At 45.0% G+C, this 24,032-nt stretch carries 26 protein-coding genes; 9 read left to right on the forward strand and 17 right to left on the reverse strand.

The window, feature by feature from the left end; genetic code table 11:
- Positions 1-83 precede the first annotated feature (83 nt).
- Genes rfaD through rfaL form a run of 4 tightly spaced genes read left to right on the forward strand, consistent with a single transcriptional unit; the run spans position 84 to position 4,288 of the window.
- A complete protein-coding gene (rfaD, locus tag D9741_RS18620; RefSeq protein WP_000587764.1) occupies positions 84-1,016 on the forward strand; it encodes an ADP-glyceromanno-heptose 6-epimerase in 933 nt (310 codons plus the stop codon).
- A 9-nt stretch (positions 1,017-1,025) separates the two neighbouring features.
- Positions 1,026-2,072 carry an ADP-heptose--LPS heptosyltransferase RfaF gene (rfaF, locus tag D9741_RS18625; RefSeq protein WP_130215184.1) on the forward strand — a complete coding sequence of 349 codons (1,047 nt, stop codon included), beginning with the start codon at positions 1,026-1,028 and terminating at the stop codon, positions 2,070-2,072.
- Between the two features lie 3 nt (positions 2,073-2,075).
- The gene (rfaC, locus tag D9741_RS18630) at positions 2,076-3,032 is read left to right on the forward strand and encodes a lipopolysaccharide heptosyltransferase RfaC (RefSeq protein ID WP_130215182.1); all 957 of its coding nucleotides are present in this window, start codon (positions 2,076-2,078) and stop codon (positions 3,030-3,032) included.
- 38 nt (positions 3,033-3,070) lie between these two features.
- A complete protein-coding gene (gene rfaL / locus D9741_RS18635; protein WP_130215180.1) occupies positions 3,071-4,288 on the forward strand; it encodes an O-antigen ligase RfaL in 1,218 nt (405 codons plus the stop codon).
- A gap of 53 nt (positions 4,289-4,341) precedes the next feature.
- Here rfaL and D9741_RS18640 read toward each other — a convergent pair whose 3' ends face one another.
- From D9741_RS18640 to rfaQ, 10 genes are all read right to left on the reverse strand, one after another.
- Positions 4,342-5,484 (reverse strand): lipopolysaccharide N-acetylglucosaminyltransferase, encoded by a 1,143-nt coding sequence (locus tag D9741_RS18640; protein ID WP_130215178.1) that lies wholly within the window; start codon positions 5,482-5,484, stop codon positions 4,342-4,344.
- Between the two features lie 87 nt (positions 5,485-5,571).
- Positions 5,572-6,345, reverse strand: a complete 774-nt coding sequence (gene waaZ / locus D9741_RS18645; protein ID WP_130215176.1) for a 3-deoxy-D-manno-oct-2-ulosonate III transferase WaaZ — start codon at positions 6,343-6,345, stop codon at positions 5,572-5,574.
- 73 nt (positions 6,346-6,418) lie between these two features.
- Complete coding sequence (gene rfaY, locus D9741_RS18650; protein ID WP_130206705.1) at positions 6,419-7,117, reverse strand: lipopolysaccharide core heptose(II) kinase RfaY; 699 nt, start codon at positions 7,115-7,117, stop codon at positions 6,419-6,421.
- A gap of 17 nt (positions 7,118-7,134) precedes the next feature.
- Entirely contained in the window at positions 7,135-8,151 is a 1,017-nt protein-coding gene (gene rfaJ, locus D9741_RS18655; protein WP_130215174.1) for a lipopolysaccharide 1,2-glucosyltransferase RfaJ, read from the reverse strand.
- A gap of 39 nt (positions 8,152-8,190) precedes the next feature.
- Positions 8,191-9,210 carry a lipopolysaccharide 3-alpha-galactosyltransferase gene (waaO, locus tag D9741_RS18660; protein WP_130215172.1) on the reverse strand — a complete coding sequence of 340 codons (1,020 nt, stop codon included), beginning with the start codon at positions 9,208-9,210 and terminating at the stop codon, positions 8,191-8,193.
- Positions 9,210-10,289 carry a lipopolysaccharide 1,6-galactosyltransferase gene (gene waaB, locus D9741_RS18665; protein ID WP_130215170.1) on the reverse strand — a complete coding sequence of 360 codons (1,080 nt, stop codon included), beginning with the start codon at positions 10,287-10,289 and terminating at the stop codon, positions 9,210-9,212. Before waaB ends, waaO begins: the two co-directional genes overlap by 1 nt.
- 43 nt (positions 10,290-10,332) lie before the next feature.
- The gene (gene rfaS / locus D9741_RS18670) at positions 10,333-11,268 is read right to left on the reverse strand and encodes an LPS core biosynthesis protein RfaS (RefSeq protein WP_130215168.1); all 936 of its coding nucleotides are present in this window, start codon (positions 11,266-11,268) and stop codon (positions 10,333-10,335) included.
- 36 nt (positions 11,269-11,304) lie between these two features.
- Positions 11,305-12,102 carry a lipopolysaccharide core heptose(I) kinase RfaP gene (rfaP, locus tag D9741_RS18675; RefSeq protein ID WP_130215166.1) on the reverse strand — a complete coding sequence of 266 codons (798 nt, stop codon included), beginning with the start codon at positions 12,100-12,102 and terminating at the stop codon, positions 11,305-11,307.
- Entirely contained in the window at positions 12,095-13,219 is a 1,125-nt protein-coding gene (gene rfaG, locus D9741_RS18680) for a lipopolysaccharide glucosyltransferase I (RefSeq protein WP_130215164.1), read from the reverse strand. The genes rfaP and rfaG overlap by 8 nt, the downstream gene beginning before the upstream one ends.
- The gene (rfaQ, locus tag D9741_RS18685) at positions 13,216-14,286 is read right to left on the reverse strand and encodes a lipopolysaccharide core heptosyltransferase RfaQ (protein ID WP_130215162.1); all 1,071 of its coding nucleotides are present in this window, start codon (positions 14,284-14,286) and stop codon (positions 13,216-13,218) included. The genes rfaG and rfaQ overlap by 4 nt, the downstream gene beginning before the upstream one ends.
- A 404-nt stretch (positions 14,287-14,690) precedes the next feature.
- Here rfaQ and waaA point away from each other — a divergent pair, with 404 nt between their 5' ends.
- Complete coding sequence (gene waaA, locus D9741_RS18690; RefSeq protein WP_130215160.1) at positions 14,691-15,968, forward strand: lipid IV(A) 3-deoxy-D-manno-octulosonic acid transferase; 1,278 nt, start codon at positions 14,691-14,693, stop codon at positions 15,966-15,968.
- Positions 15,969-15,975: 7 nt separating this feature from the next.
- Positions 15,976-16,455 (forward strand): pantetheine-phosphate adenylyltransferase, encoded by a 480-nt coding sequence (gene coaD / locus D9741_RS18695; RefSeq protein ID WP_001171866.1) that lies wholly within the window; start codon positions 15,976-15,978, stop codon positions 16,453-16,455.
- A gap of 38 nt (positions 16,456-16,493) precedes the next feature.
- Here the strand turns inward: coaD and mutM are convergent, their stop codons facing one another.
- The 4 genes from mutM to radC all read right to left on the reverse strand — a co-directional run bounded on the left by mutM (position 16,494) and on the right by radC (position 18,710).
- Positions 16,494-17,303, reverse strand: coding sequence for a bifunctional DNA-formamidopyrimidine glycosylase/DNA-(apurinic or apyrimidinic site) lyase (mutM, locus tag D9741_RS18700; RefSeq protein WP_001114533.1), 810 nt, complete (start codon positions 17,301-17,303; stop codon positions 16,494-16,496).
- 97 nt (positions 17,304-17,400) lie between these two features.
- Positions 17,401-17,568, reverse strand: coding sequence for a 50S ribosomal protein L33 (rpmG, locus tag D9741_RS18705; RefSeq protein ID WP_001051798.1), 168 nt, complete (start codon positions 17,566-17,568; stop codon positions 17,401-17,403).
- A 20-nt stretch (positions 17,569-17,588) separates the two neighbouring features.
- Complete coding sequence (gene rpmB, locus D9741_RS18710) at positions 17,589-17,825, reverse strand: 50S ribosomal protein L28 (RefSeq protein ID WP_000091955.1); 237 nt, start codon at positions 17,823-17,825, stop codon at positions 17,589-17,591.
- A gap of 216 nt (positions 17,826-18,041) precedes the next feature.
- Complete coding sequence (gene radC / locus D9741_RS18715; protein ID WP_130215158.1) at positions 18,042-18,710, reverse strand: DNA repair protein RadC; 669 nt, start codon at positions 18,708-18,710, stop codon at positions 18,042-18,044.
- Between the two features lie 171 nt (positions 18,711-18,881).
- On the opposite strand from radC, the gene coaBC reads away from it, so the two are divergent.
- From coaBC to slmA, 3 genes are all read left to right on the forward strand, one after another.
- Entirely contained in the window at positions 18,882-20,102 is a 1,221-nt protein-coding gene (gene coaBC, locus D9741_RS18720) for a bifunctional phosphopantothenoylcysteine decarboxylase/phosphopantothenate--cysteine ligase CoaBC (RefSeq protein ID WP_130215156.1), read from the forward strand.
- A complete protein-coding gene (gene dut / locus D9741_RS18725; protein ID WP_165383465.1) occupies positions 20,080-20,538 on the forward strand; it encodes a dUTP diphosphatase in 459 nt (152 codons plus the stop codon). Before coaBC ends, dut begins: the two co-directional genes overlap by 23 nt.
- A 106-nt stretch (positions 20,539-20,644) precedes the next feature.
- Complete coding sequence (slmA, locus tag D9741_RS18730; RefSeq protein WP_130206731.1) at positions 20,645-21,241, forward strand: nucleoid occlusion factor SlmA; 597 nt, start codon at positions 20,645-20,647, stop codon at positions 21,239-21,241.
- A gap of 45 nt (positions 21,242-21,286) precedes the next feature.
- On the opposite strand, the gene D9741_RS18735 is transcribed toward slmA, so the two are convergent.
- The 3 genes from D9741_RS18735 to rph all read right to left on the reverse strand — a co-directional run bounded on the left by D9741_RS18735 (position 21,287) and on the right by rph (position 23,967).
- Positions 21,287-22,246, reverse strand: a complete 960-nt coding sequence (locus tag D9741_RS18735; protein WP_130215154.1) for a reverse transcriptase family protein — start codon at positions 22,244-22,246, stop codon at positions 21,287-21,289.
- 297 nt (positions 22,247-22,543) lie between these two features.
- Positions 22,544-23,185, reverse strand: a complete 642-nt coding sequence (gene pyrE, locus D9741_RS18740) for an orotate phosphoribosyltransferase (RefSeq protein ID WP_000806177.1) — start codon at positions 23,183-23,185, stop codon at positions 22,544-22,546.
- 65 nt (positions 23,186-23,250) lie between these two features.
- Positions 23,251-23,967 carry a ribonuclease PH gene (gene rph / locus D9741_RS18745; RefSeq protein WP_001247086.1) on the reverse strand — a complete coding sequence of 239 codons (717 nt, stop codon included), beginning with the start codon at positions 23,965-23,967 and terminating at the stop codon, positions 23,251-23,253.
- Between the last annotated feature and the right edge of the window lie 65 nt (positions 23,968-24,032).

Consider the following 24,032-nt stretch of genomic DNA (forward strand, 5'->3'; position numbering starts at 1 on the left):
CTGAAGCCAACGCCGTGTAGTGATATGATAGAAGTATTCGTGTCTGAGATTGTCTCTGACTCCATAATTCGAAGGTTACAGTTATGATCATCGTTACCGGCGGCGCGGGCTTTATCGGCAGCAACATCGTTAAGGCCCTGAATGATAAAGGCATCACCGATATTCTGGTGGTGGACAACCTGAAAGACGGCACCAAGTTTGTGAACCTGGTGGACCTGAACATCGCGGACTATATGGATAAGGAAGACTTCCTGATCCAGATTATGGCGGGCGAAGAGTTCGGCGATGTCGAAGCGATTTTCCACGAAGGTGCGTGCTCTTCCACTACCGAGTGGGACGGCAAGTATATGATGGATAACAACTATCAATACTCCAAAGAGCTGCTGCACTACTGTCTGGAGCGCGAAATCCCGTTCCTGTACGCCTCTTCCGCAGCCACTTACGGCGGTCGCACCTCCGACTTTATTGAATCCCGCGAATACGAAAAACCACTGAACGTCTATGGTTATTCGAAGTTCCTGTTTGATGAATATGTTCGTCAAATCCTGCCAGAAGCGAACTCGCAGATTGTTGGCTTCCGCTATTTCAACGTTTATGGACCGCGTGAAGGCCATAAAGGCAGCATGGCGAGCGTCGCTTTCCATCTCAACACCCAGCTTAATAACGGTGAATCACCGAAACTGTTCGAAGGTAGCGAGAACTTTAAACGCGACTTCGTCTACGTGGGCGACGTGGCTGATGTGAATCTGTGGTTCCTGGAAAATGGCGTTTCCGGCATCTTCAACCTCGGTACTGGTCGTGCGGAATCCTTCCAGGCAGTAGCAGATGCAACACTGGCTTATCACAAGAAAGGTCAGATCGAATACATTCCGTTCCCGGATAAACTGAAAGGCCGCTACCAGGCGTTTACTCAGGCGGATCTGACTAATCTGCGCGCTGCGGGTTACGACAAACCGTTCAAAACCGTTGCTGAAGGTGTAACGGAATACATGGCCTGGCTGAATCGCGACGCATAAGAGCTCTGCATGAAAATACTGGTGATCGGCCCGTCTTGGGTTGGCGACATGATGATGTCGCAAAGTCTCTATCGCACGCTCCAGGCGCGCTATCCCCAGGCGATAATCGACGTGATGGCACCGGCATGGTGCCGTCCATTATTATCGCGGATGCCGGAAGTTAACGAAGCTATCCCTATGCCTCTCGGTCACGGGGCGCTGGAAATCGGCGAACGCCGCAAACTGGGTCATAGTCTGCGTGAAAAGCGCTACGACCGCGCCTACGTCTTACCCAACTCCTTCAAATCCGCATTAGTGCCTTTCTTCGCGGGTATTCCTCATCGCACCGGCTGGCGCGGCGAGATGCGCTACGGTTTACTCAACGATGTACGTGTGCTCGATAAAGAAGCCTGGCCGCTAATGGTGGAACGCTATGTGGCGCTGGCCTATGACAAAGGCGTGATGCGTACCGCACAAGATCTACCAAAACCGTTGTTATGGCCGCAATTGCAAGTGAGCGAAGGTGAAAAATCATATACCTGTAATCAATTTTCGCTTTCATCAGAACGTCCGATGATTGGCTTTTGTCCGGGCGCGGAGTTTGGCCCGGCGAAACGCTGGCCACACTACCACTATGCAGAGCTGGCAAAGCAGCTGATTGATGAAGGTTATCAGGTGGTTCTGTTTGGCTCGGCGAAAGATCATGAGGCGGGCAATGAGATTCTTGCCGCTTTGAATACCGAGCAGCAGGCATGGTGTCGGAACCTGGCGGGGGAAACACAGCTTGAGCAGGCAGTCATTTTGATTGCCGCCTGTAAAGCCATTGTCACTAACGATTCTGGCCTGATGCACGTTGCTGCGGCGCTCAATCGTCCACTGGTTGCTCTGTATGGGCCGAGCAGTCCGGACTTTACGCCGCCGCTTTCCCATAAAGCGCGCGTGATCCGCCTGATTACCGGCTATCACAAAGTGCGTAAAGGCGATGCCGCAGAAGGATATCACCAGAGTCTGATCGACATTACTCCCCAGCGCGTACTGGAAGAACTTAACGCGCTGTTGTTACAAGAGGAAGCCTGACGGATGCGGGTTTTGATCGTTAAAACATCGTCGATGGGCGATGTTCTCCATACGCTGCCCGCACTCACCGATGCCCAGCAGGCAATCCCGGGGATTAAGTTTGATTGGGTGGTGGAAGAGGGATTCGCACAGATTCCTTCCTGGCACGCCGCCGTTGAGCGGGTTATTCCGGTGGCGATACGTCGCTGGCGCAAAGCCTGGTTCTCGGCCCCCATAAAAGCGGAACGGAAAGCGTTTCGTGAAGCCCTTCAAGCGGAAAACTATGACGCAATTATCGACGCCCAAGGGCTGGTAAAAAGCGCAGCGCTGGTGACACGTTTAGCACATGGCGTTAAGCATGGCATGGACTGGCAAACCGCTCGCGAGCCTTTAGCCAGCCTGTTTTACAATCGCAAACATCATATTGCGAAACAGCAGCATGCCGTAGAACGTACCCGTGAACTGTTCGCAAAAAGCCTTGGGTATAGCAAACCGCAGGCCCAGGGCGATTATGCTATTGCGCAGCATTTCCTGACAAATCCTCTACCGGATGCTGGGGAGTATGCTGTATTCCTTCATGCGACCACCCGCGATGATAAACACTGGCCGGAAGAGCACTGGCGAGAATTAATTGGTTTACTGGCAGGTTCAGGGATTCGAATTAAACTACCGTGGGGAGCGCCGCATGAAGAAGAGCGGGCAAAAAGGCTGGCGGAAGGCTTTGATTATGTCGACGTACTGCCGAAGATGACTCTGGAAGGCGTTGCCCGCGTGCTGGCTGGAGCTAAATTTGTTGTGTCAGTCGATACAGGATTAAGCCATTTAACTGCGGCACTTGATAAACCCAATATCACAGTTTATGGGCCTACAGACCCGGGATTAATTGGCGGTTATGGGAAGAATCAGGTAGTTTGCATGGCACCGGATAAAGATCTTGCTCATCTGGCTGCAGAAGCAGTATTAAAAAAAATCAATTCCTGATTAACACGTTCTATATTATTTAAGATGGTGGAGAAGCAATGTTAACAGCCTCGCTGGCGCTGCGTAATAAAGAGAACTGGAAACCATACTGGAATAGAGTGTTGGTATTCCTCTTTATTGCAACCTTTTTCCTTGATGGTATTACCCGTTATAAACATATCATATCTGTACTAATGATTATTACGGTAATTTATCAAGTTTTCCGTGCTCCAGGGACATTTAAAGAGCTCTACAAAAATAATCTTTTTTATAGTGTCCTGGCTCTGTCACTCATTCTTTTATATGCCACTTTCATATCACCAGATCTGAAAATAAGTTTTAAAGAATTCAGTAACACAGTGCTAAAAGGATTTTTGGCATATAGTTTACTTATACCCGTATTATTAAAAGATGAAGATAATGAAAGCATCGGTAAAGTTGTACTATACTCATTAGTTACCGGGCTTGGGTTACGTTGTCTTGTTGAAATTATTTCTTATATTCAAGATTATAATAAAGGAATAATGCCATTTTCGACCTATGAACATCGTAGTATTTCCGACTCAATGGTGTTTCTATTTCCAGCATTATTAAACCTTTGGCTTATCAAGAAAACCTCTTATAAAATAATATTCATAATTTTTAGCGCAGTTTTCTTGTTTCTGCTATTAGGAACGCTCTCTCGTGGTGCATGGCTGGCAGTATTCATAGTGACTCTACTATGGTTAATCTTAAATCGTCAGTGGAAATTATTGATGCTGACCTCTATCATTATTTCTGTTGCAGCAACTTGCGTATTTACCTTTAAAGGTGATCATACCGATGAAGATAGGCTTATTTATAAACTTCAACAGACCGACAGTTCTTATCGCTATACCAATGGTACACAAGGTACAGCATGGACATTAATTATGGAGAACCCGCTTAAGGGATATGGCTATGGCGATGATATTTACCATGCAATATACAATAAGCGTGTCGTAGATTTTCCATCATGGACGTTCAGACAATCCATTGGACCACACAACATTATTTTATCAATTTGGTTTGCAGCAGGTTTAGCTGGGCTACTCGCTTTACTTTATCTGTATGGCTCTATTATCAAAGAAACAGCTAACGCAACATTTAAAAAAGTAGTGGTCACTCCTTATAATGGCCAATTACTGCTATTTTTAACTCTTGTTGGTTTTTATATTATCCGAGGTAATTTCGAGGAAGTTGATCTTAAACCAATTGGCTTGATTGTTGGTTTGCTGTTAGCTATGCGGAATAAATAAAAAAAAGCCTGCCTGACATTGAGTTCAGGCAGGCTCTTCAAATCAAATAATTTTTAACCAAACCAGTTTTGCATTTGTGTCTCAAAACACTGAGTTACATGTTCCCAGCTATATTTTGAAAAAACGAATTTCTGGGCATTTTCAGCAATTTGTACTCTATTACTGTCTGCTAAGACCCGGTTGATATCAGAGAGAATGCTTTCAGACGTCATAGGCTCTGCAAGGTGATATCCTGTTATTCCTTCCAGAACAAACTCGTTTATCCCACCTTTTTGACTCGCAAGAACAGGTTTACCAGCCGCCATCGCTTCAACAGCTACCATGCAAAAAGCTTCTTCTACCTGAGAAGGAACAATAACTAAATCTGCTAAGCGGTAATATTTATGCATCTGCTCTGGTGGCTGCCCACCCGCCATAATACATTGCGCGCCAATAGCTTTCGCTTCATCCAGAACCTTTTTCTGATATTCAGCTTTTTCACCTTTTTTACTGGCAAAAGGATCGCCAACGATAACCAATTTAAGGTTATCTCGATTCTTACGCAGCTTATTGAAAGCATCCATAAGCATCAGACAGCCTTTATCTGGCGATATCCTTCCTGCAAATAATAACACCGTATCATTCGCATCTATGTTAAATTTCTTCCTTAAATCTTCAGTATTATCATGTAAATACGATTCAGAGCAAAAACCATTAGGCACAATAGCGATATCTGCATCAGGCATCTTTTCCGAATAGAAATCGAACAGAAACTGGCTAGGAACAATTATTTTTGCACTTTTGTCTAACTGCCCTGGTTCAAAAGCATTGTGAAGGTGCATGACTAGCTGCGCTTGAGGGCTTCTGCTACGAATCTGTTTATACAGCTTCATACTATTGTGAATAACAATAACTGAGTCTTTCGGATCAGCATTTTTAGGTTGAGTATTTAAAATGCGCTGAGAATACGGCACAGGATCAAGTCGAGTCCACTTTTGGAAAAGTCGTTTATAGACTCGACTAAAACCAATGTAATGAATATCACAATTATCGTTTACTTTTGTGTAGGTCGGGTAACCGTCGTTTCGAATACAGGCGATAGTTGCTGGAATCGAAAGTTTTTTTGCGACCTGATAAATCCATGTTTCAACCGCTGCAGCGCCTTTTGGCGGTATAGAAAATATTGGTGTGACGGTAAATATTATCTTTTTAATCATTATTAGCCAACTCCAATATTTTGATAGCACGAGATAAAGACATAGAAAATACTAGATTATTTTTTAGCAAACCCAAGATTATAAATTTTATGACAGTTCCATAAATGGAATGATATCATATTGAATTGCTGTATCATCCGACAAATTATAAATATTAATATCATCTACATTATCACGCATAAAACGGAAAAATGGCAAGATTTTGAATAAATCCTTACTTAATTCCGAGGGCATAGGATTCTTATTTTCATCATAGAAACGCGAACAACTACCAGTTAAATCAAGACCGGAGCAAATAATTCGCGCATACTTAAGTGAATATGCTATTTGAATTGCAGCAAAAGCGATAGTATGGCATGAGCAATAACCAAGACTAATGTCCTTGCAAAATCCAACCAGACGACCTTTTTTAGACAACGGTACAGAGATTAGCAGTTCTTTGTGAATCTGGCTCAAAATATTAAATTTAATCTTCTTTATCAAACCGCCTTTTTCTCGGCGGTAAAAGGATCGTAATACAAGGCAGTTCTGGAGGATATAAAGTTTATCTTCTTTGGAAGCGTGTTCATAAACGTCAACGTTTACTATGGTATAACGACTTCTCTGGCTAAATTTATAAAAATCATCACGACGCTGATGTAAAAAGCGGACATCTGTAAGTACATATATGAAAGGAACGATATTATGACTTAACAAATATTGCGCAGAACCATTGACAGCAATAATATCCTTTGTTCGTAATGCTGACAAAGGTGTTTTTTGCGATGTAGGACCAGAAAGAAAAATAATAACATCATCAGATGTTTTATTTTCAATCAGGTTTTCAACATCTTTTTTGTCAATGTATCTAATATTCTTCATGATAAACCTGTGAAATAAATAACTCCGCTTAAAACTGTCCTGGTGAAGACATGTAATTATGGATATTTCTATTTTAGCGCGCTGGTTTCCCTTTCAAACGCCGCATAAAATTGCGCATTTTTTTACGATATACTAAAAGATAATAGCCTAGATCTTTAATCTCATTTTTAATACCGTAATGACGCTCTAAGTCAATACGATCTTTCGCTTTACGCTGCGCTGAAGCACGTTTTCCGGAGAGATCAATAATTCGAACCTCACCATTTTTTATAATGAAGTTACCACGATGGGGGTCGCCAGAAACCATACCATGTTGATGTAAGGAATTAATTGATTGCTGAATTTTATTTTTTAGCACATCATCAATATCAGGCATATCACACAACTCTATGCCATCAATATACTCGATGATCATGATATAAGTATGGACAAATCGTAAGGTTTTCCGTTCAGCCAATAAATAAAAATCATTGAGTGTATTTAACCCTTCATTTCTTACTTTTTGGGTTTGCTCAAAAAGGCGTTCGTAATAATCACCTTTTAACAGAGACTTAAAGAAACGTTCGTTACGCTTAACTTTCGGAGAAAAAACCTTAAGAATCAATTTACCGTAATCGGTATCAATAAGCATAACTTTTGTATCATCAATAGAACGAAAAACCTTGATGATATTTATATTATAAGACAAGAAGTCATTTAATACATTGAGATACTTTGAATTGTTTTCATCGGTAAAAACAACCAAGTCTTTGATCTTGCTCTTCTGAATCATAATAAACCAGTTAAATGTTATTTACGGTAATATTTTCGGCAAAGATAACAGACTCCTGCTATAATTCCTGAGATATATTTATGCTGTACTAAAAGATGTTTATATCTTTTTTTAAATTCAATAATTGATTTTGCATCTCGTGGAGAGTCATCTTTCCATGGTGAATTTTCTAAAGCTATTTTATAGTATTTTACCGATGGATAAATTGCCCATTTGTGCCACGGTTTAGTTGCACCTGTATAATGAATAAGCAAAGTACTTTCTGTAATCAGCTTTTTATAGTTTTGATGTCTTTTGTCTTTTAATTCACTTTTAATTGTATAAATTGTATTGTACTCACGAGGCAAAAATATTGTCATCCCTTTCAGTAAGATATTCATAACATCCTGATCAGGGTATTTATAAACATTATCTTTACTCATAAGAATAGACAACGCTTTTTCTGTTAGTTTTGCGTCAGCCCATTTTTTTAAGTCTAAATAAACGACGCCGGAATTAAAGTATTGCCCAAGTAATTCAGGATCAGACAACCTGGATACCGCCTTTTCCTGCATTGGCTCAACATCTTTAACAACAGCAGCTACCGCTCCGTTTAAATCCAGATGCAATAGTTGGCTAATATCGCCTTTACAAACAACATCTGCATCAAGATAAAGCAAACGATCAAGCGTTAAACCCAATAATTGAAATGCAAATAAACGGAAGTACATTGCTCTTGACCAGACCTGTGTACAAGGCAAGCACTGGAGCTTATCAGTGTTAATTCTATATAGCGTGATTCTTAATTGGTATTGCTCTGCAAGCTTTGCGACTTTTTGAAAAAAACCATCATTATAAACATCAGCAATAATATAAAAATCAAGATTAATATGTCGATTATTTAGGACAATTGATGTGATGGAAACACCTACACCATCAAGATAATTAGCATCGACACCATAGGCAACATTTAAACATTCAGAAGTATTTATATTAGCTAGCCGATAATCCCAGGCTTTAACTTTATCTATCTCTATGGCAGGAAATGAGTCCACAATGCTACCCTTATATCATTACTTTATAGTTTCCCAGTTTTAATGCTTTATCTTTTCAATAAAATAAAAAAGATAATTGCTAAATCCTTTTAGATATCTATGCTTTTTAAGCATATGTTTTGCGCTATATCTTAATTGATTGCTATTGTTCGGTTTCAGCAACGCCGTATTCTTCCATGGCGAAGCATTTTTTGCCTCCATAAAGGCTTGTGATACAGGATAATCCCAGGCCCAATCATGCCAGGGCTTGGTTGGACCGATATAGTGGATAAAAATAGTATCGTTGGTTACTGGGTTTGTAAAACTTTCTTTGAGTTGATAGTTTAAGCTAAACTGGGTGTTATATTTTATATCAGCAAAAATAAGTCTGTCTGCCAGCAACATATTTAATACATCCTGATCAGGATGTGTTATTTTTTTGACTATTTCTGGATCATTTAGCATTGCAATGGCTCGTGCAGAAACCTGCTGAGCAGCCCATTGGTCGGTATTAATCAATAAAAAACCGGAGTTAAAGTAACCTTTAGCAATTCCCGCAACACCTAACGAATGTGCGCGTTTTTCCCACCAGTCAGTTTGCCCTTCTGTAACAACCATGGCGACTTTATTGTCAGGAAATGAGAAATTAATTAGTGGCTCAATACTCCCCTGACAAATGATATCTGCATCCAGATAAAGGACTTTAGACGCCTTATTAATAAAGTAATCTGCAATAACAAAGCGAAAATATATTGCATGAGTCCAGTTCTTAGTGCTAGGCAATGAGCGGAGTCGATCAGCATTAATCAGATATATTTTAATTCTGGTTTTATACTGCAGCGCCAGGGCATCAAAATACTTACGATCATCATCACCAAAATAGTCAGTAAAAATATGGAAACACAATCGACTTCCTTCATTATACTTTAATATTGAAGCAATCGAAATTCCGCAACCAAATAGAAAATTTTTGTCAGTTCCATAAGCGATATCCAGACAAAGATTTTCTGTTTCTACTTTATGATTATAATCAATAACTGAATTAAGAAACTCAGTTTCCTGGAAAAACACCTGCTGCATTATTTCCTCCGGGAAATAGCAGAAATAATTATCTTATGTAATCTATCGTAGTACTTCGATTGGTAAAATTTATCGATCGACGCAGGAATTTTTTCATGTTCGATATAAATTTCACCTGCTATATATTTATTGAGAAGAGATACAAAACCAGCAATATCTCCCGGTTGATACAGATGACCATTAACATCAGGTTGAATAATGTCAGCAGGCCCGGAGACACAATCGGCGCTGATGCAAGGAATTCCCCATGACAAGGCTTCAAGTAGGGTCATTGGGAAACCTTCAAAAGATGACGTGAGCAATAACGCACTCACTTTTTTAATATCTTGCTGGACCAATTCCCAGGGATGTTGTTGCCAACCATACCAGACTATTCGATCATCAATATTTAATTCTCTACCATAAGCCTGGCATTTTTCGAAATCGGAACCATCACCCAATACATGGAGTTTCCAGTTACCTTGCGCTTGTGATAAGCCATCAAGGAGGTCTTTAACCCGCTTCTGGCCCTCGAATTTCATACGCCCAACATAAATGAACGTTGCCGTTTCGCCTTCCTCAGGCGCAGGAATGACTGTATCTTTAGCTTCGACTGGATTAAAAATAACATTTATCGTCGATTCTGATACACCCCGATTAATCATTTGCTGTTTAATGCCAGAGCTGATTGCTAAATGATAGTCGGCACAGGTGATATATTCAGCATGTTTTTTGTGATCTAAAGAAAAATGCGGCCATGAAAATACTGGCACATCAATTCCTGATTTTTTACGTGCTTTGGCCGCATACAAACACGAGATAACGTCAATACAAATAACAACATCTGGCTGATAATTCTGAAGCCATTTGCTTAAAGCATGAATATGTTTCGCTCGACGCAAAAAACCTAAGCGAATATTGGAAAATGAACACGAGTACTTAATACCTTCCAGCCATCCCTTATCCATTTTATCATTACGACAAAAGAAAAACATTTCACTATGGATATGTTGTTGCCTGAAGGTAGTAATAACATCACGAATGACTGTTTCCATACCGCCAAATCCAGAAACAGCTTCGCCGATAAATGCTATTTTCATTGAAACTCTCATTAATTGAGTAAAACTCACTGTTTTAACGGTTTTATTTTTCTATAAAATCAGAAACAATTGTTGACATCATTTTATCAGGGCTGAATTTATATAAACTATCATAATCCATTGGTTTAACAGATGAGTTAATAAAATACTCTAACTTATCCCAATCATCATGACCTATTATAAAAAAGCGAGACTCACTATAGATTTCTGAACCAAGTATATTTATATTATTAGTAATTAATTTTTTATTGAAAAATAGTGCCTCAAGTATACGAAGAGTCCAGCCAGATTGGTTTTCTTTAGTTATATCAACAATTATATTAGCATTTAATGTTCTTCTAATATTCTCTTCATACGGTATTTGTTTTTCAATCAAATACTTTGAAGTCGGAGATGATATTTTATCTTTGACAACATTAAAATCTAACTTACATCCTAGTGTTGTTAATCTATCGGCTAATTCATTAATTATTTGAAGACGTCCTTTATCACGACCAAGAAAAAAACATATTGGCTGACTGTTATTTTTGTCAGATAAACTATAATTTCTAATCTCATCCATTCCTATAGGAAAAAATTGTTCTATTGCCTTGGTCTTTTCATTCCCTATAAATCTATGCTCAAAATCATAGATAATATCAAAATAATTAGTGTTATCAAAAATAAAATCTTCGCTGACAGTATTTCTTAGAAGTAATACCTTATGACAATTAATATTTATTAATATTTGCTTGTTAATGCCTTTATTAATTACACTGTCATTAAAGATAATTATATCATCCTTTTTTACAGCATTTAGGTGATGTTTGATAAATAATCGTCCCAACCATGCATTATCCATCCCTAATTTCGAAATTTTCTTATTAAGCCAGTTATATTTTTTTGGCGTTGTTATACTTTTTATCTTGTACTTTCTTTTCAGGTACTGGATCATTTTTAATTCATAATCTGCAACCCAGTTTATAAAATAAATAGTCATAATGAAGTTAGTTCCAGTACATACTGATAAATATTTTTATAATCCTTTACGTTGTGTTCGCTCTTTAATATGCTCGGCCTTAACACTTGCCATGTTCAATAAATTCCGTTCAAGAGATAATATCTTACGTAAAGGCATCCCAAAATAAACCTTCATAAATCGCCAGATATCGCTCTGCGTCAGCCCTATATTCATTGATGAGAAATACAAACCAATCAAATCTTTATCCCGCCAACGACGCGGTACTTTTGCCCGTATCTGTGCCCGGTGCAGATCGATAACCGAAATTTTTAATTCATCTTCCCGGCCAGTAAATGGCAAATGAAGCAAAAAGTGGCAAATATAACAGTCGCGGTGGTTTATCCCTGCGGCGTGCATTTTACGCACCATGGTTGCCACACGCGCGATCAGCATACGTTTAACACGTATATCAGGAGGATTAACGGCCCAATCGGCACAATAATCTTCAAGGCTAATCGTGGGAGTGAGATCTTCGGTAATAATAAATGATGTACGGGTTAATGGGTTTAAACCTTTTTCACCAAACCCAATGCCCTTCATTGTATCAACGCCAACATCACTCAGGCGATGAATAGCGTGCCACTCTCTGTCTGCGCCTAAAACGGGCATCCGCAATGAGAGCAGGTTTTTTATAATTTCTTTTAAAGTCGTCCCTTTGTGCCATTTGAGGAAATAGCTTTTCCCGGCCAGTTCAAAGCGTAATGTGCGACGAGTCTCGAGTTCACGAAAGACCTCGCCATTTAGTTTTTTGACTTCTGCAAAAGCATCTTTACCACGCCAAAGTGTGGCAAGCGGCTCTTTTAATTCAACCATCTAAACCACCTGTAATGATATCTGCGGCTTTCTCTGGCAGGCTATACAAATCCTGAGTATCGGCATAATGGCGAGCATTCTCCGCCCAGGCCATTCGTAATGGAGACTGAGTTAACGCTTTACGTAATACTTCATTTAATTGTTCCTGGGAGAAAGGTTCAGCGATGACCGTTCCACAATTGGCATCCGCAATATAATGCGCATACCCACATACCGCAGTTGTTAAAACAGGTAATCCAGCAGTGATCGCTTCAAGAAGAACGATACCCGCGGCTTCCTGATAAGCGGGATGCAGTAATAAATCAGCGGCTGCCATTAATTCTGACACATCATTGCGGCCAGAGAAGAAATGCACATTGCTCCGCACGCCGAGTTTTTCTGCCAACGCTTCAAATTTCCGCGGTTTATCCTGACCAACAACAAATAAAAGCGTATTGTGACGTAATGATTCCGGTAACGATGCCAAAGCCTCAATTGAGCGATCCACACCTTTACGGCCAAAATCTGATCCAACCTGCAGTAATAAGTTTTGTTGCTCTTTTATGCCATTTTTCTGGCGATAAATTTCACGACTGTTTGGGATTTGCTCGCTGTATTTTCTGTCCGGATAAATACCGGGAGGAAGAATTTGAAAACGTTCAGATTCAGTTTGATAATGCTTCTGGAAATCGGCGATTTGCTTATCGGTCAGCATCATAAGTTTCGTCGATTTACCCTGCTCGAAAGTCGCTCGCTCAAATGCGGCATAATGGCGATATCGTGATGTTAAACGATATAAAAAACCTTTTTCTTGCGCAACTTTCTCGGCGTAACAAACATCAGCGGCAAAATAAACATCCAACCCTGGCATCTTATTAAACCCAACAACGCGATCAGCGGGATGCGCTTTGAGATGATTTTGTACCCAGGCATAATATTCTGCATTGCGTCCATGGTTGGTATGGGACTTAACTGGCACCTGAATAAGCTCAAATGCTTTCGGGCAATCACCTTCCCATGACTGCGTATAGACTCGAACATGGTGGCCCCGTGCGGCAACTGTTGATGCAATGCGCATAAAGTCACGTTGAAGCCCACCAAATGGAAAATATTTATATAAACAAAACGCCACGATCATAATTGTGCATTCCTGTCAGCTGAAGGGACAGCTTCTGGCAACAGCTTTTCCGTAGCGGCGATCACATCTTCCGCTGGAATAACAGAAAGATATTTTTTGTTGCGGTCAAGTTCATGCCGGGTCGGCATTTTCTGATAATTCCCCGCCCAGAACTGAATAATATTCTCGGTCCATGGGCGCCAGAATACATGATCAGTGGCCCCAAATAGGCTAATAACTGGCGTCTTCACCGCCGCCGCAATATGCCCCGGCGCAGAATCCACGCCAATAAAAAGCACAGCATGATCAATTAACGCGCCTAGTTCAGGAAAACGTGTTTTACCTGCAAGGCCAGTAATGGGTTTCGTTTCGCAACCTCGTGCAATCTCATCTACACAAGCGAGATCATCTGCCGAAGGCCCACAGGTCAGGACAACCTGATACCCTCGCTGTTGCAGCGCATCGATAACCTTAGAAAATTTATCGTTATCCCAGCACTTAAATATCTGACGCGCTGTCGGTTGGATGACAACATAATGATCTTTTACGCCCAGGGCATCTAACTCCTGGCGCATCTTCTTCCAGCAATCTTCGGCGTAACTCATTGTTGTGTCGGTGTAGAAATCGGTAATACCTAATGGCTCAAGGACCGATAAATTACGCTCAACAATATGTGTGCCGTGTATTGGCGCTAAGTGTGTGAAGCTTTTTTTCCAAATGCCATGCTGCCGATGACCATAAAGTTGCGATATTTTCATCCGTGCGGGTAAAAAACGTACCAGCAGCGCCACCATCCACTGATCCGTAAGATTAATGACCAGGTCATAATTATTCGCACGCAGAGTTTTTATCAACGAAAGCACATTTTTAATTTTATCGAATGTTCCCGCACCTTTATTGCTTATCCCGTAGAGCGCATTAATTTCCGGGTTTTCAGACAAAATAGGGATGGTATCCTGATAAAGCAGCATATCGATTTTTGCATCAGGATAATTCTGCTTGAGCGTACTGATGACAGGAGTAGTTAATAACATATCTCCATGATATCGCATCTTTATGACCAGGATTTTTCGAAATGGCTTTTCCACTAGCGACTCTTTTGTGTGATTGTCTGGTTAAGTTAAGCAGAAAAAAGCACGCTACCGCCCCAGGCTCAACAGCTACCTGAATACTGATAACGCACTTACTTTGACGTGCTAGTGTATCATTTCTTTCGCAGCAATCCGACCCGAATGATTTTTATACACGAAATATGTTTTAATCATAGAAATCAAACAGATAAAAAATAGCATGTCGATAATGTCGGTACGGCCAATGTAGAGTTGAAAATGGGGCCGAGTTTCAATGATTCGCATAAAAATACAAAAAAATGAAGATGTAGCGGCAGATCAGACCAAACTGAAGCTATTTAAGTCAAAAACGGGAAAAGTAATGGTAAAGCCACCGTTAAATACATAGAATCCCCAGCACATCCATAAGTCAGCTATTTATTATGCTCGAATTGCTTTACACCGCCCTTCTCTACCTTATTCAGCCGCTAATCTGGATACGGCTCTGGGTGCGCGGACGTAAGGCTCCGGCCTATCGAAAACGCTGGGGTGAACGTTACGGTTTTTACCGCCATCCGCTAACACCAGGCGGCATTATGCTGCACTCCGTCTCCGTCGGTGAAACCCTGGCGGCAATCCCGTTGGTGCGCGCGCTGCGTCATCGCTATCCTGATTTACCAATCACAGTCACGACTATGACGCCGACTGGTTCGGAGCGCGTACAATCGGCTTTTGGAAAAGATGTTCAGCACGTCTATCTGCCTTACGATCTGCCCGATGCGCTCAACCGTTTCCTGAATAAAGTCGACCCAAAACTGGTGTTGATTATGGAAACCGAACTATGGCCTAACCTGATTGCGGCGCTACATAAACGTAAAATTCCACTGGTTATCGCTAATGCGCGACTCTCTGCACGCTCTGCCGCAGGTTACGCCAAACTGGGTAAATTTGTTCGTCGCTTGCTCCGCCGTATTACGCTGATTGCTGCGCAAAATGAAGAAGATGCTGCGCGCTTTGTGACGCTAGGTGCAAAAAATAATCAGGTCACCGTCACCGGTAGCCTGAAATTCGATATTTCAGTGACGCCACAGTTAGCCGCTAAAGCAGTAACACTGCGCCGCCAGTGGGCGCCGCATCGTCCGGTATGGATTGCAACCAGTACTCATGATGGCGAAGAGAGCGTAGTGATTGCCGCCCATCAGGCGCTGTTACAACAGTTCCCGAATTTATTGCTCATCCTGGTACCCCGTCATCCGGAACGCTTCCCGGATGCGATTAACCTTGTCCGCCAGGCTGGACTAAGCTATATCACACGCTCTTCCGGAGAGGTCCCTTCCGCCAGTACACAAGTGGTGGTTGGCGATACGATGGGCGAACTGATGTTGCTGTACGGTATTGCCGATCTCGCGTTTGTTGGCGGTTCACTGGTTGAACGCGGTGGGCATAATCCGCTGGAGGCCGCCGCACACGCTATCCCGGTGTTGATGGGGCCGCATACCTTTAACTTTAAAGACATTTGCGCGCGGCTGGAGCAGGCAAGCGGGCTGATTACCGTCACCGATGCCACTACGCTTGCAAAAGAGGTTTCCTCTTTACTCACCGACGCCGATTACCGTAGTTTCTATGGCCGTCATGCCGTTGAAGTGCTGTATCAAAACCAGGGCGCGCTACAGCGTCTGCTTCAACTGCTGGAACCTTACCTGCCACCGAAAACGCATTGAGGTTGTTATGCAAAAACGGGCGATTTATCCGGGTACTTTCGATCCCATTACCAATGGTCATATCGATATCGTGACGCGCGCCACGCAGATGTTCGATCACGTTATTCTGGCGATTGCCGCCAGCCCCAGTAAAAAACCGATGTTTACTCTGGAAGAACGTGTGGCACTGGCACAACAGGCAACTGCGCATCTGGGAAACGTTGAAGTGGTCGGATTTAGCGATTTGATGGCAAACTTCGCCCGCAATCAACACGCCACTGTGCTGATTCGTGGTCTGCGTGCGGTGGCAGATTTTGAATATGAAATGCAGCTGGCGCATATGAATCGCCACTTAATGCCAGAACTGGAAAGTGTGTTTCTGATGCCGTCGAAAGAGTGGTCGTTTATCTCTTCATCGCTGGTTAAAGAAGTGGCGCGCCATCAGGGCGATGTCACCCATTTCCTGCCGGAGAATGTCCATCAGGCGCTGATGGCGAAGTTAGCGTAGCGTTTATGCCGGATGGTATGCCATCCGGCAAGCATCAATTATTTCTGGCACTGCCGACAATAAAACGTAGCCCGCTGCGCATGTTTAGTCGCCACAATCGGCGTACCGCACACCCGACACGGCTCGCCTTTTCGCCCGTAAACCTGCAATTCCTGCGCGAAATAGCCCGGTTTACCATCACTTTGCAGAAAATCTTTCAGCGTTGTACCACCCTGCTCAATCGAACGCAGCAACACCGCTTTAATCACCCGAGCTAACAATTCACATTCTGCCAGCGACAGTGATGACGCCAGCCGATCCGGATGGATCCCCGCCGCAAACAGAGATTCGCTGGCATAGATATTCCCTACGCCTACCACCAGTTTGTTATCCATCAGCCACGGTTTAATCGCCGTTTTTTTCTTCGCGCACTTCTGATGCAGGTACTCACCGTTGAAATCGTCGCTAAGCGGCTCCGGCCCAAGATGTGCCAGCACGTTGTGCCCTTCCAGCTCTTTGGTCCACAACCAGGCACCAAAGCGACGCGGATCGGTGTAGCGCAGCACTTTGCCGTTGCTCATCACCAAATCAACATGGTCATGCTTTTCGGGGGGAAGTTCTTCTGGAAGGATGCGCAGGCTGCCAGACATCCCCAGATGAATGATAATCCAGCCCTCAGGCAGCTCCAGCAGCAGATATTTAGCACGGCGCTGTACACTTAGCACTGGTTGATCGCTTAAACGGTAGATTTCTTCCGAAACCGGCCAGCGCAAGCGTCCGTTGCGCACCACCGCATGAAGAATGGTTGCACCAACGAGATGCGGTTCTATGCCGCGACGGCTGGTTTCAACTTCGGGTAATTCAGGCATAGCATCTCCAGGAATGAACAGATGCAGTCAATATGGGGGCTGGCAGATAACAAAAAACCCCGCCGTAGCGAGGTTTTTCGTTACATCAAAGCGAAAATTATTTGATTTTCGCTTCTTTGTAGATCACGTGCTGGCGAACAACTGGATCGAACTTTTTCAGTTCCAGTTTTTCCGGCTTAGTACGTTTGTTCTTCGTAGTGGTATAGAAGTGACCAGTACCAGCAGAAGAAACCAGCTTGATTTTCTCACGAATACCTTTAGCCATGATTTATTTCCTCTAAGTACTTAGTACTTTTCGCCACGGGCACGCAGTTCAGCCAGAACTGTATCAATGCCTTTTTTATCGATTACACGCATACCTTTAGCAGATACGCGCAGGGTGACAAAACGCTTCTCGCTCTCAACCCAGAAACGGTGAGAGTGCAGGTTCGGCAGGAAACGGCGTTTAGTCGCGTTCAGTGCGTGGGAACGGTTGTTACCGGTCACCGGACGCTTGCCAGTAACTTGGCAGACTCGGGACATGTCTATTCTCCAAAAATCAAATTAGCTCGAGCTTCGTATGGGGTATTGGCGCCTCGTCAGGCTTTACAGCCCGGTCATCGCAGTTCTATGTGAACTCTCGATTGCCAGGCCCAAATGCCAAACCCGAGATTCTCAAAGGTGGCGTAGTATACGCTGACTCGGCGATGTGCTCAAGTCCCGAACAGACAAAGATCCCGAAGGATCGCGCATAGCGGATTAAATCCAGCCGCGTTCGGCAAAAGAAACATATTCTCCACGCCCAATCACGATATGGTCGAGCACGCGTAAATCCATGAACTGACAACTTTTTATTATCCGTTCGGTAATGAGTTTATCCGCTTTACTGGGTTCAGCACAACCAGAAGGGTGATTATGGGCAAGGATCAGCGCCGAGGCGTTTATTTTTATCGCTTCACGAATAATTTCTCGTGGATGGACTTCCACATGATTTAACGTGCCGGAAAAGAGTCGGCTGTGAGTAAGGACCCGGTGTTGGGAATCGAGAAAGATCACCATAAAGATCTCTCGTTCCTCTCCCGTAAGTTGGCTTTGTAAAAACTCCCGCGTCATCTCCGGGCTGAGCAACGGGCTTTCTTCGCGCATCCGCACGTTGTAGTAACGCCGCGCCAGTTCCGCAACTCCCTTTAACTGGGCGAATTTCGCCACACCAATTCCATGAACGCCACTAAATTGTTCATATTCAGAGGATAACAAGCCGTATAGCGACCCAAAATTCTCCAGCATCTCTTTCGCCAGGGTTAACACATCCTTACCGCGCGTACCCGTGCGCAGAAATAACGCCAGCAGTTCAACATCCGTTAACGCGCCAATGCCCAACTTCAGCATTTTTTCGCGTGGCATCAACAATTCTACATTGCTTTTCACCTTCACCTCCTTTGTGGAGGGCGCATGCTGTCATAGTCGTTTGGTTAAATCGACGGCCAGTTTTCAATCCTGGAAAGCGCCTCGCAAAGTGATTCTCAGGTGAAAGCACGACAACAAAAGTATTGTGATAAAATCGCCAACTTCTGGTGTCCCCCTACAGGAAAAATCATCATGAGCCTGGCCGGTAAAAAAATCGTTCTCGGCGTCAGCGGCGGTATTGCTGCCTATAAAACCCCTGAGCTGGTGCGTCGTTTGCGCGATCGCGGAGCAGACGTCCGCGTAGCCATGACCGAAGCGGCAAAAGCCTTTATCACCCCACTTAGCTTGCAGGCGGTTTCGGGTTATCCCGTTTCCGATAGTCTGCTGGATCCAGCAGCCGAGGCGGCTATGGGTCATATTGAGCTGGGTAAATGGGCTGATTTAGTGATTCTCGCCCCAGCCACCGCTGATTTGATTGCCCGCGTAGCTGCCGGGATGGCGAATGATCTGGTATCAACGATTTGCCTGGCCACGCCTGCGCCTGTTGCCGTACTGCCAGCTATGAACCAGCAGATGTATCGTGCTGCGGCTACCCAACATAATTTAGAGGTACTTGCCTCACGTGGTTTGCTGATCTGGGGGCCAGATAGTGGCAGTCAGGCCTGTGGTGATATCGGCCCTGGGCGAATGCTCGATCCATTAACCATTGTGGATATGGCGGTAGCGCATTTTTCGCCCGTCAACGACCTGAAACATCTGAACATTATGATTACCGCCGGCCCGACGCGTGAACCGCTCGATCCCGTGCGTTATATCTCTAATCACAGCTCCGGCAAGATGGGCTTTGCTATCGCCGCAGCCGCTGCCCGTCGCGGAGCGAACGTTACACTGGTTTCCGGACCGGTTTCGCTACCGACACCGCCGTTTGTTAAACGTGTTGATGTGATGACCGCACTGGAGATGGAAGCCGCTGTGAAGGCCTCTGTACAGCAGCAAAATATTTTTATCGGTTGCGCCGCCGTGGCTGATTATCGCGCAGCCGCTGTCGCCAGTGAAAAAATCAAAAAGCAGGCGACTCAGGGGGATGAATTAACAATAAAAATGGTCAAAAACCCTGATATCGTCGCTGGAGTTGCCGCACTAAAAGACCAAAGGCCTTATGTTGTTGGATTTGCGGCCGAAACAAATAATGTGGAAGAATACGCCCGGCAAAAACGTATTCGTAAAAACCTTGATCTGATCTGCGCGAACGATGTTTCCCGGCCAACTCAAGGATTTAACAGCGACAGCAATGCATTACACCTTTTCTGGCAAGACGGAGATAAAGTCTTACCGCTTGAGCGCAAAGAGCTCCTTGGCCAATTATTACTCGACGAGATCGTGACCCGTTATGATGAAAAAAATCGACGTTAAGATTCTGGACCCGCGCGTTGGGAAGGAATTTCCGCTCCCGACTTATGCCACTTCTGGTTCTGCCGGACTTGACCTGCGCGCCTGTCTCGACGACGCCGTAGAACTGGCGCCGGGCGACACCACCCTGGTACCTACCGGGTTGGCGATTCATATTGCCGACCCTTCACTGGCGGCGATGATGCTGCCGCGCTCCGGACTGGGCCATAAGCACGGCATCGTGCTCGGTAACCTGGTGGGATTGATCGATTCTGACTATCAGGGCCAGTTGATGATTTCCGTGTGGAACCGTGGTCAGGACAGCTTCACCATTCAACCTGGCGAACGCATCACCCAGATGATTTTTGTTCCGGTAGTACAGGCCGAATTTAATCTGGTGGAAGATTTTGACGCCACAGATCGCGGTGAAGGCGGCTTTGGTCACTCTGGTCGTCAGTAACACATACGCATCCAAATAACGTCATAACATTGCCGCAAACATTTCGTTTGCGGTCATAGCGTGGGTGCCGCCTGGCAAGTGCTTATTTTCAGGGGTATTTTGTAACATGGCAGAAAAACAAACTGCGAAAAGGAACCGTCGCGAAGAAATACTTCAGTCTCTGGCGCTGATGCTGGAATCCAGCGATGGAAGCCAACGTATCACGACAGCGAAACTGGCCGCCTCTGTCGGCGTTTCCGAAGCGGCTCTGTATCGCCACTTCCCCAGTAAAACCCGCATGTTCGATAGCCTGATTGAGTTTATCGAAGATAGCCTGATTACTCGCATCAATCTGATTCTGAAAGATGAGAAGGACACCACAACGCGCCTGCGTCTGATTGTGCTGTTGCTCCTCGGTTTTGGTGAGCGTAATCCTGGCCTGACCCGCATCCTTACCGGGCATGCGCTGATGTTTGAACAAGACCGCCTGCAAGGGCGCATCAACCAACTGTTCGAGCGTATTGAAGCGCAGTTGCGTCAGGTATTGCGTGAAAAGAGAATGCGTGAGGGTGAAGGTTACACCACCGATGAAACGCTGCTGGCAAGCCAGTTGCTGGCATTTTGTGAAGGTATGCTGTCACGCTTTGTCCGCAGCGAGTTTAAATACCGCCCGACGGATGATTTTGACGCCCGCTGGCCGCTGATTGCTGCGCAGTTGCAGTAATTCTCCCCTAAACGTTCAGGCAGAAACGTCTGCCTGACGCTTTTCTTACCATGCCACCAGCATTCGCTTTACACTTTCCCTCGCCTGTTTAAAGGCCTCATCCTCAGGGTTGATTTGCAATAACCAGTTTATTCTTCCCTGCAAAGCATACAGATACGCCGTTGCCTGTGCGTGGAGATCGCCTGAAGGATCAAGTTCACCACGATGACTAAGATGCGAAATAACGCCATATTTTTGGCACAAATGCACCTCCTGACGCAGCGCCCGGCGCGCTTCACGGGCAAGCTGTGGTTTGTGATTAACAACAATCCCGGTTACCTGCTGGCGCTTACAGGCCGCGACCAGGCAGCTTTTGCGTTGATTGAGGCTCAGGCCCAGCTCCGCTAACAATCCGCACACTTTATTTTTAACCTGGCGGGCATTGAAGTGACCTGAAAAGGTCATGTCATCGCAGTAGCGGGTATAGATAATTCCTCGTGTCTGGCACCATTCCCCTATGCGCTCATCAAAACAGCGCATCACAAGATTGGAAATGGCAGGCGAAGTTGGCGCCCCCTGCGGTAACGCGTCGTTATAGCAACAAAGCCAGGTCAGTATGGTTACCACATTGTGTGGCAACTGAGCCTGGCTAAACACACGCCAGACCTGTAACCAGCTAATGCTATCGAAAAAGTTTTCGATATCGAGTTTCAGGATCTGCGACTGTTGGCAGTGAGGCTGCGCGTTGCTGACGATTGGGCAACCTGGCCGGTAGGCGGTAGCAAAAAGGGAAAGCGGAAATCGTGAAAGTACGTTCTTAAGAATGTTGCGCTGTACGGTTTTGAGCAAGTAATCAGGGGCTAGCAGCATCCGCTGACCACCGTGGCGCTTAGAAAGAATAATGTGTCGGTAATGGCGTCCGACATGATTACTGAGCGCATACAGCCGCTGTATTTCTTTATCGGCACTCCAGCCCGGCGAGCCAAACAAATCGAGCGCCAGAAGGGTTATCCGGGTAGCATCCATTCCACTCTCCACATCACGGCGGCCAAAAGAGGCACCAACAGCGGCAATACCATCAAACCATCCCGAAGGCGCGTAACTGTACTGAGCGCGTCAGCGCGACGTACGCGAAGCGTACTTAAGTACAATGAAGCGGCTTTGGGTATATGGACATACTACTGGCGTTAAGTCGGCGACTCGCCGACCCTACCGGCACAAAAGGCCGGAAACGCTATTGCCACTGCTGGCGAAAGCAGATTAACACGATATCTTAAAGCGCATCACGCTGCGCACAGCAAAAACCCTGCGCAGCGCATATTTTTAAACGCCAAACTCTTCGCGATAGGCCTTAACCGCCGCCAGATGTTCCGCCATTTCTGGCTTCTCTTCCAGGTAGGCAATCAGGTCTTTCAGGGTGATGATAGAGATCACCTTGCAGTTGTAATCACGCTCAACTTCCTGAATCGCCGAAATCTCGCCGCGACCCCGTTCCTGACGATCGAGCGAAATCAGCACGCCAGCAAGCGTCGCGCCATTGGCCTGAATAATTTCCATCGACTCGCGAATCGCCGTCCCGGCGGTGATCACATCATCCACCAGCATCACACGCCCTTGTAACGCGCTACCAACCAGATTGCCGCCTTCACCGTGGTCTTTTGCTTCTTTGCGGTTAAAGCAGTACGGCAGGTCCAGGTCATGATGCTCCGCCAGCGCCACGGCGGTTGTGGTGGCAATCGGGATCCCTTTGTAAGCAGGGCCAAACAGCAGATCGAACTCAATGCCGGAATCCACCAATGCTTCAGCGTAAAAACGGCCTAACAGTGCCAGGTCGCGCCCGGTATTAAACAGCCCGGCGTTGAAGAAATAGGGGCTTTTACGCCCGGATTTCAGCGTAAACTCGCCAAACTTTAACACCTGCTTGCTAAGCGCAAATTCAATAAACTGGCGCTGATATGGTTTCATGCCTTCGCTCCTCATCTTACTTTTCTACAGACAAAAAAAAGGCGACTCATCAGTCGCCTTAAAAATCAGTTTGCCAGCGCCGCCTTCTGCGTCGCTACAATGGATTCGATTCCCCCTCGGGCAAGCGCCAACAAGGTGAGCAGCTCTTCATGGGTGAACGGCTCGCCTTCTGCCGTCCCCTGCACTTCAATGATGCGTCCGTCTTCGGTCATCACCACGTTCATGTCCGTTTCAGCCGCTGAGTCTTCAACGTATTCCAGATCGCAAATCGCTTCGCCGTTAACAATACCGACAGAAACCGCGGCTACCATCCCTTTCATTGGATTGGTTTTCAGCTTGCCATTTTCAACCAGTTTATTCAGGGCATCGGCTAGTGCAACACAAGCACCGGTGATAGAAGCAGTGCGGGTGCCGCCATCGGCCTGAAGTACGTCGCAATCCAGCGTAATGGTGAACTCACCGAGGGCTTTCAAATCTACTGCTGCGCGCAATGCACGAGCGATCAGACGCTGGATTTCCATCGTGCGGCCGCCCTGCTTACCTTTCGCCGCTTCACGAGCATTACGGGTATGGGTAGAACGCGGCAGCATACCGTATTCTGCGGTGATCCAGCCCTGGCCCTGACCTTTCAGGAAGCGCGGCACGCCTTCTTCAATAGAGGCGGTACACAACACTTTGGTATCGCCAAATTCGACCAGCACCGAGCCTTCTGCATGTTTTGTATAGTTACGAGTCAGGGTAACGGGACGCACCTGATTATTGCTACGGCCTGCTGGACGCATATTGAAATCTCCGGCTTGAAACAAATGTGGCTGCGCATTATACGGACTTCCGGCGGTTATTCCTA

The organism is Escherichia sp. E14V7 (assembly GCF_004212225.1).
Classification (GTDB): domain Bacteria; phylum Pseudomonadota; class Gammaproteobacteria; order Enterobacterales; family Enterobacteriaceae; genus Escherichia.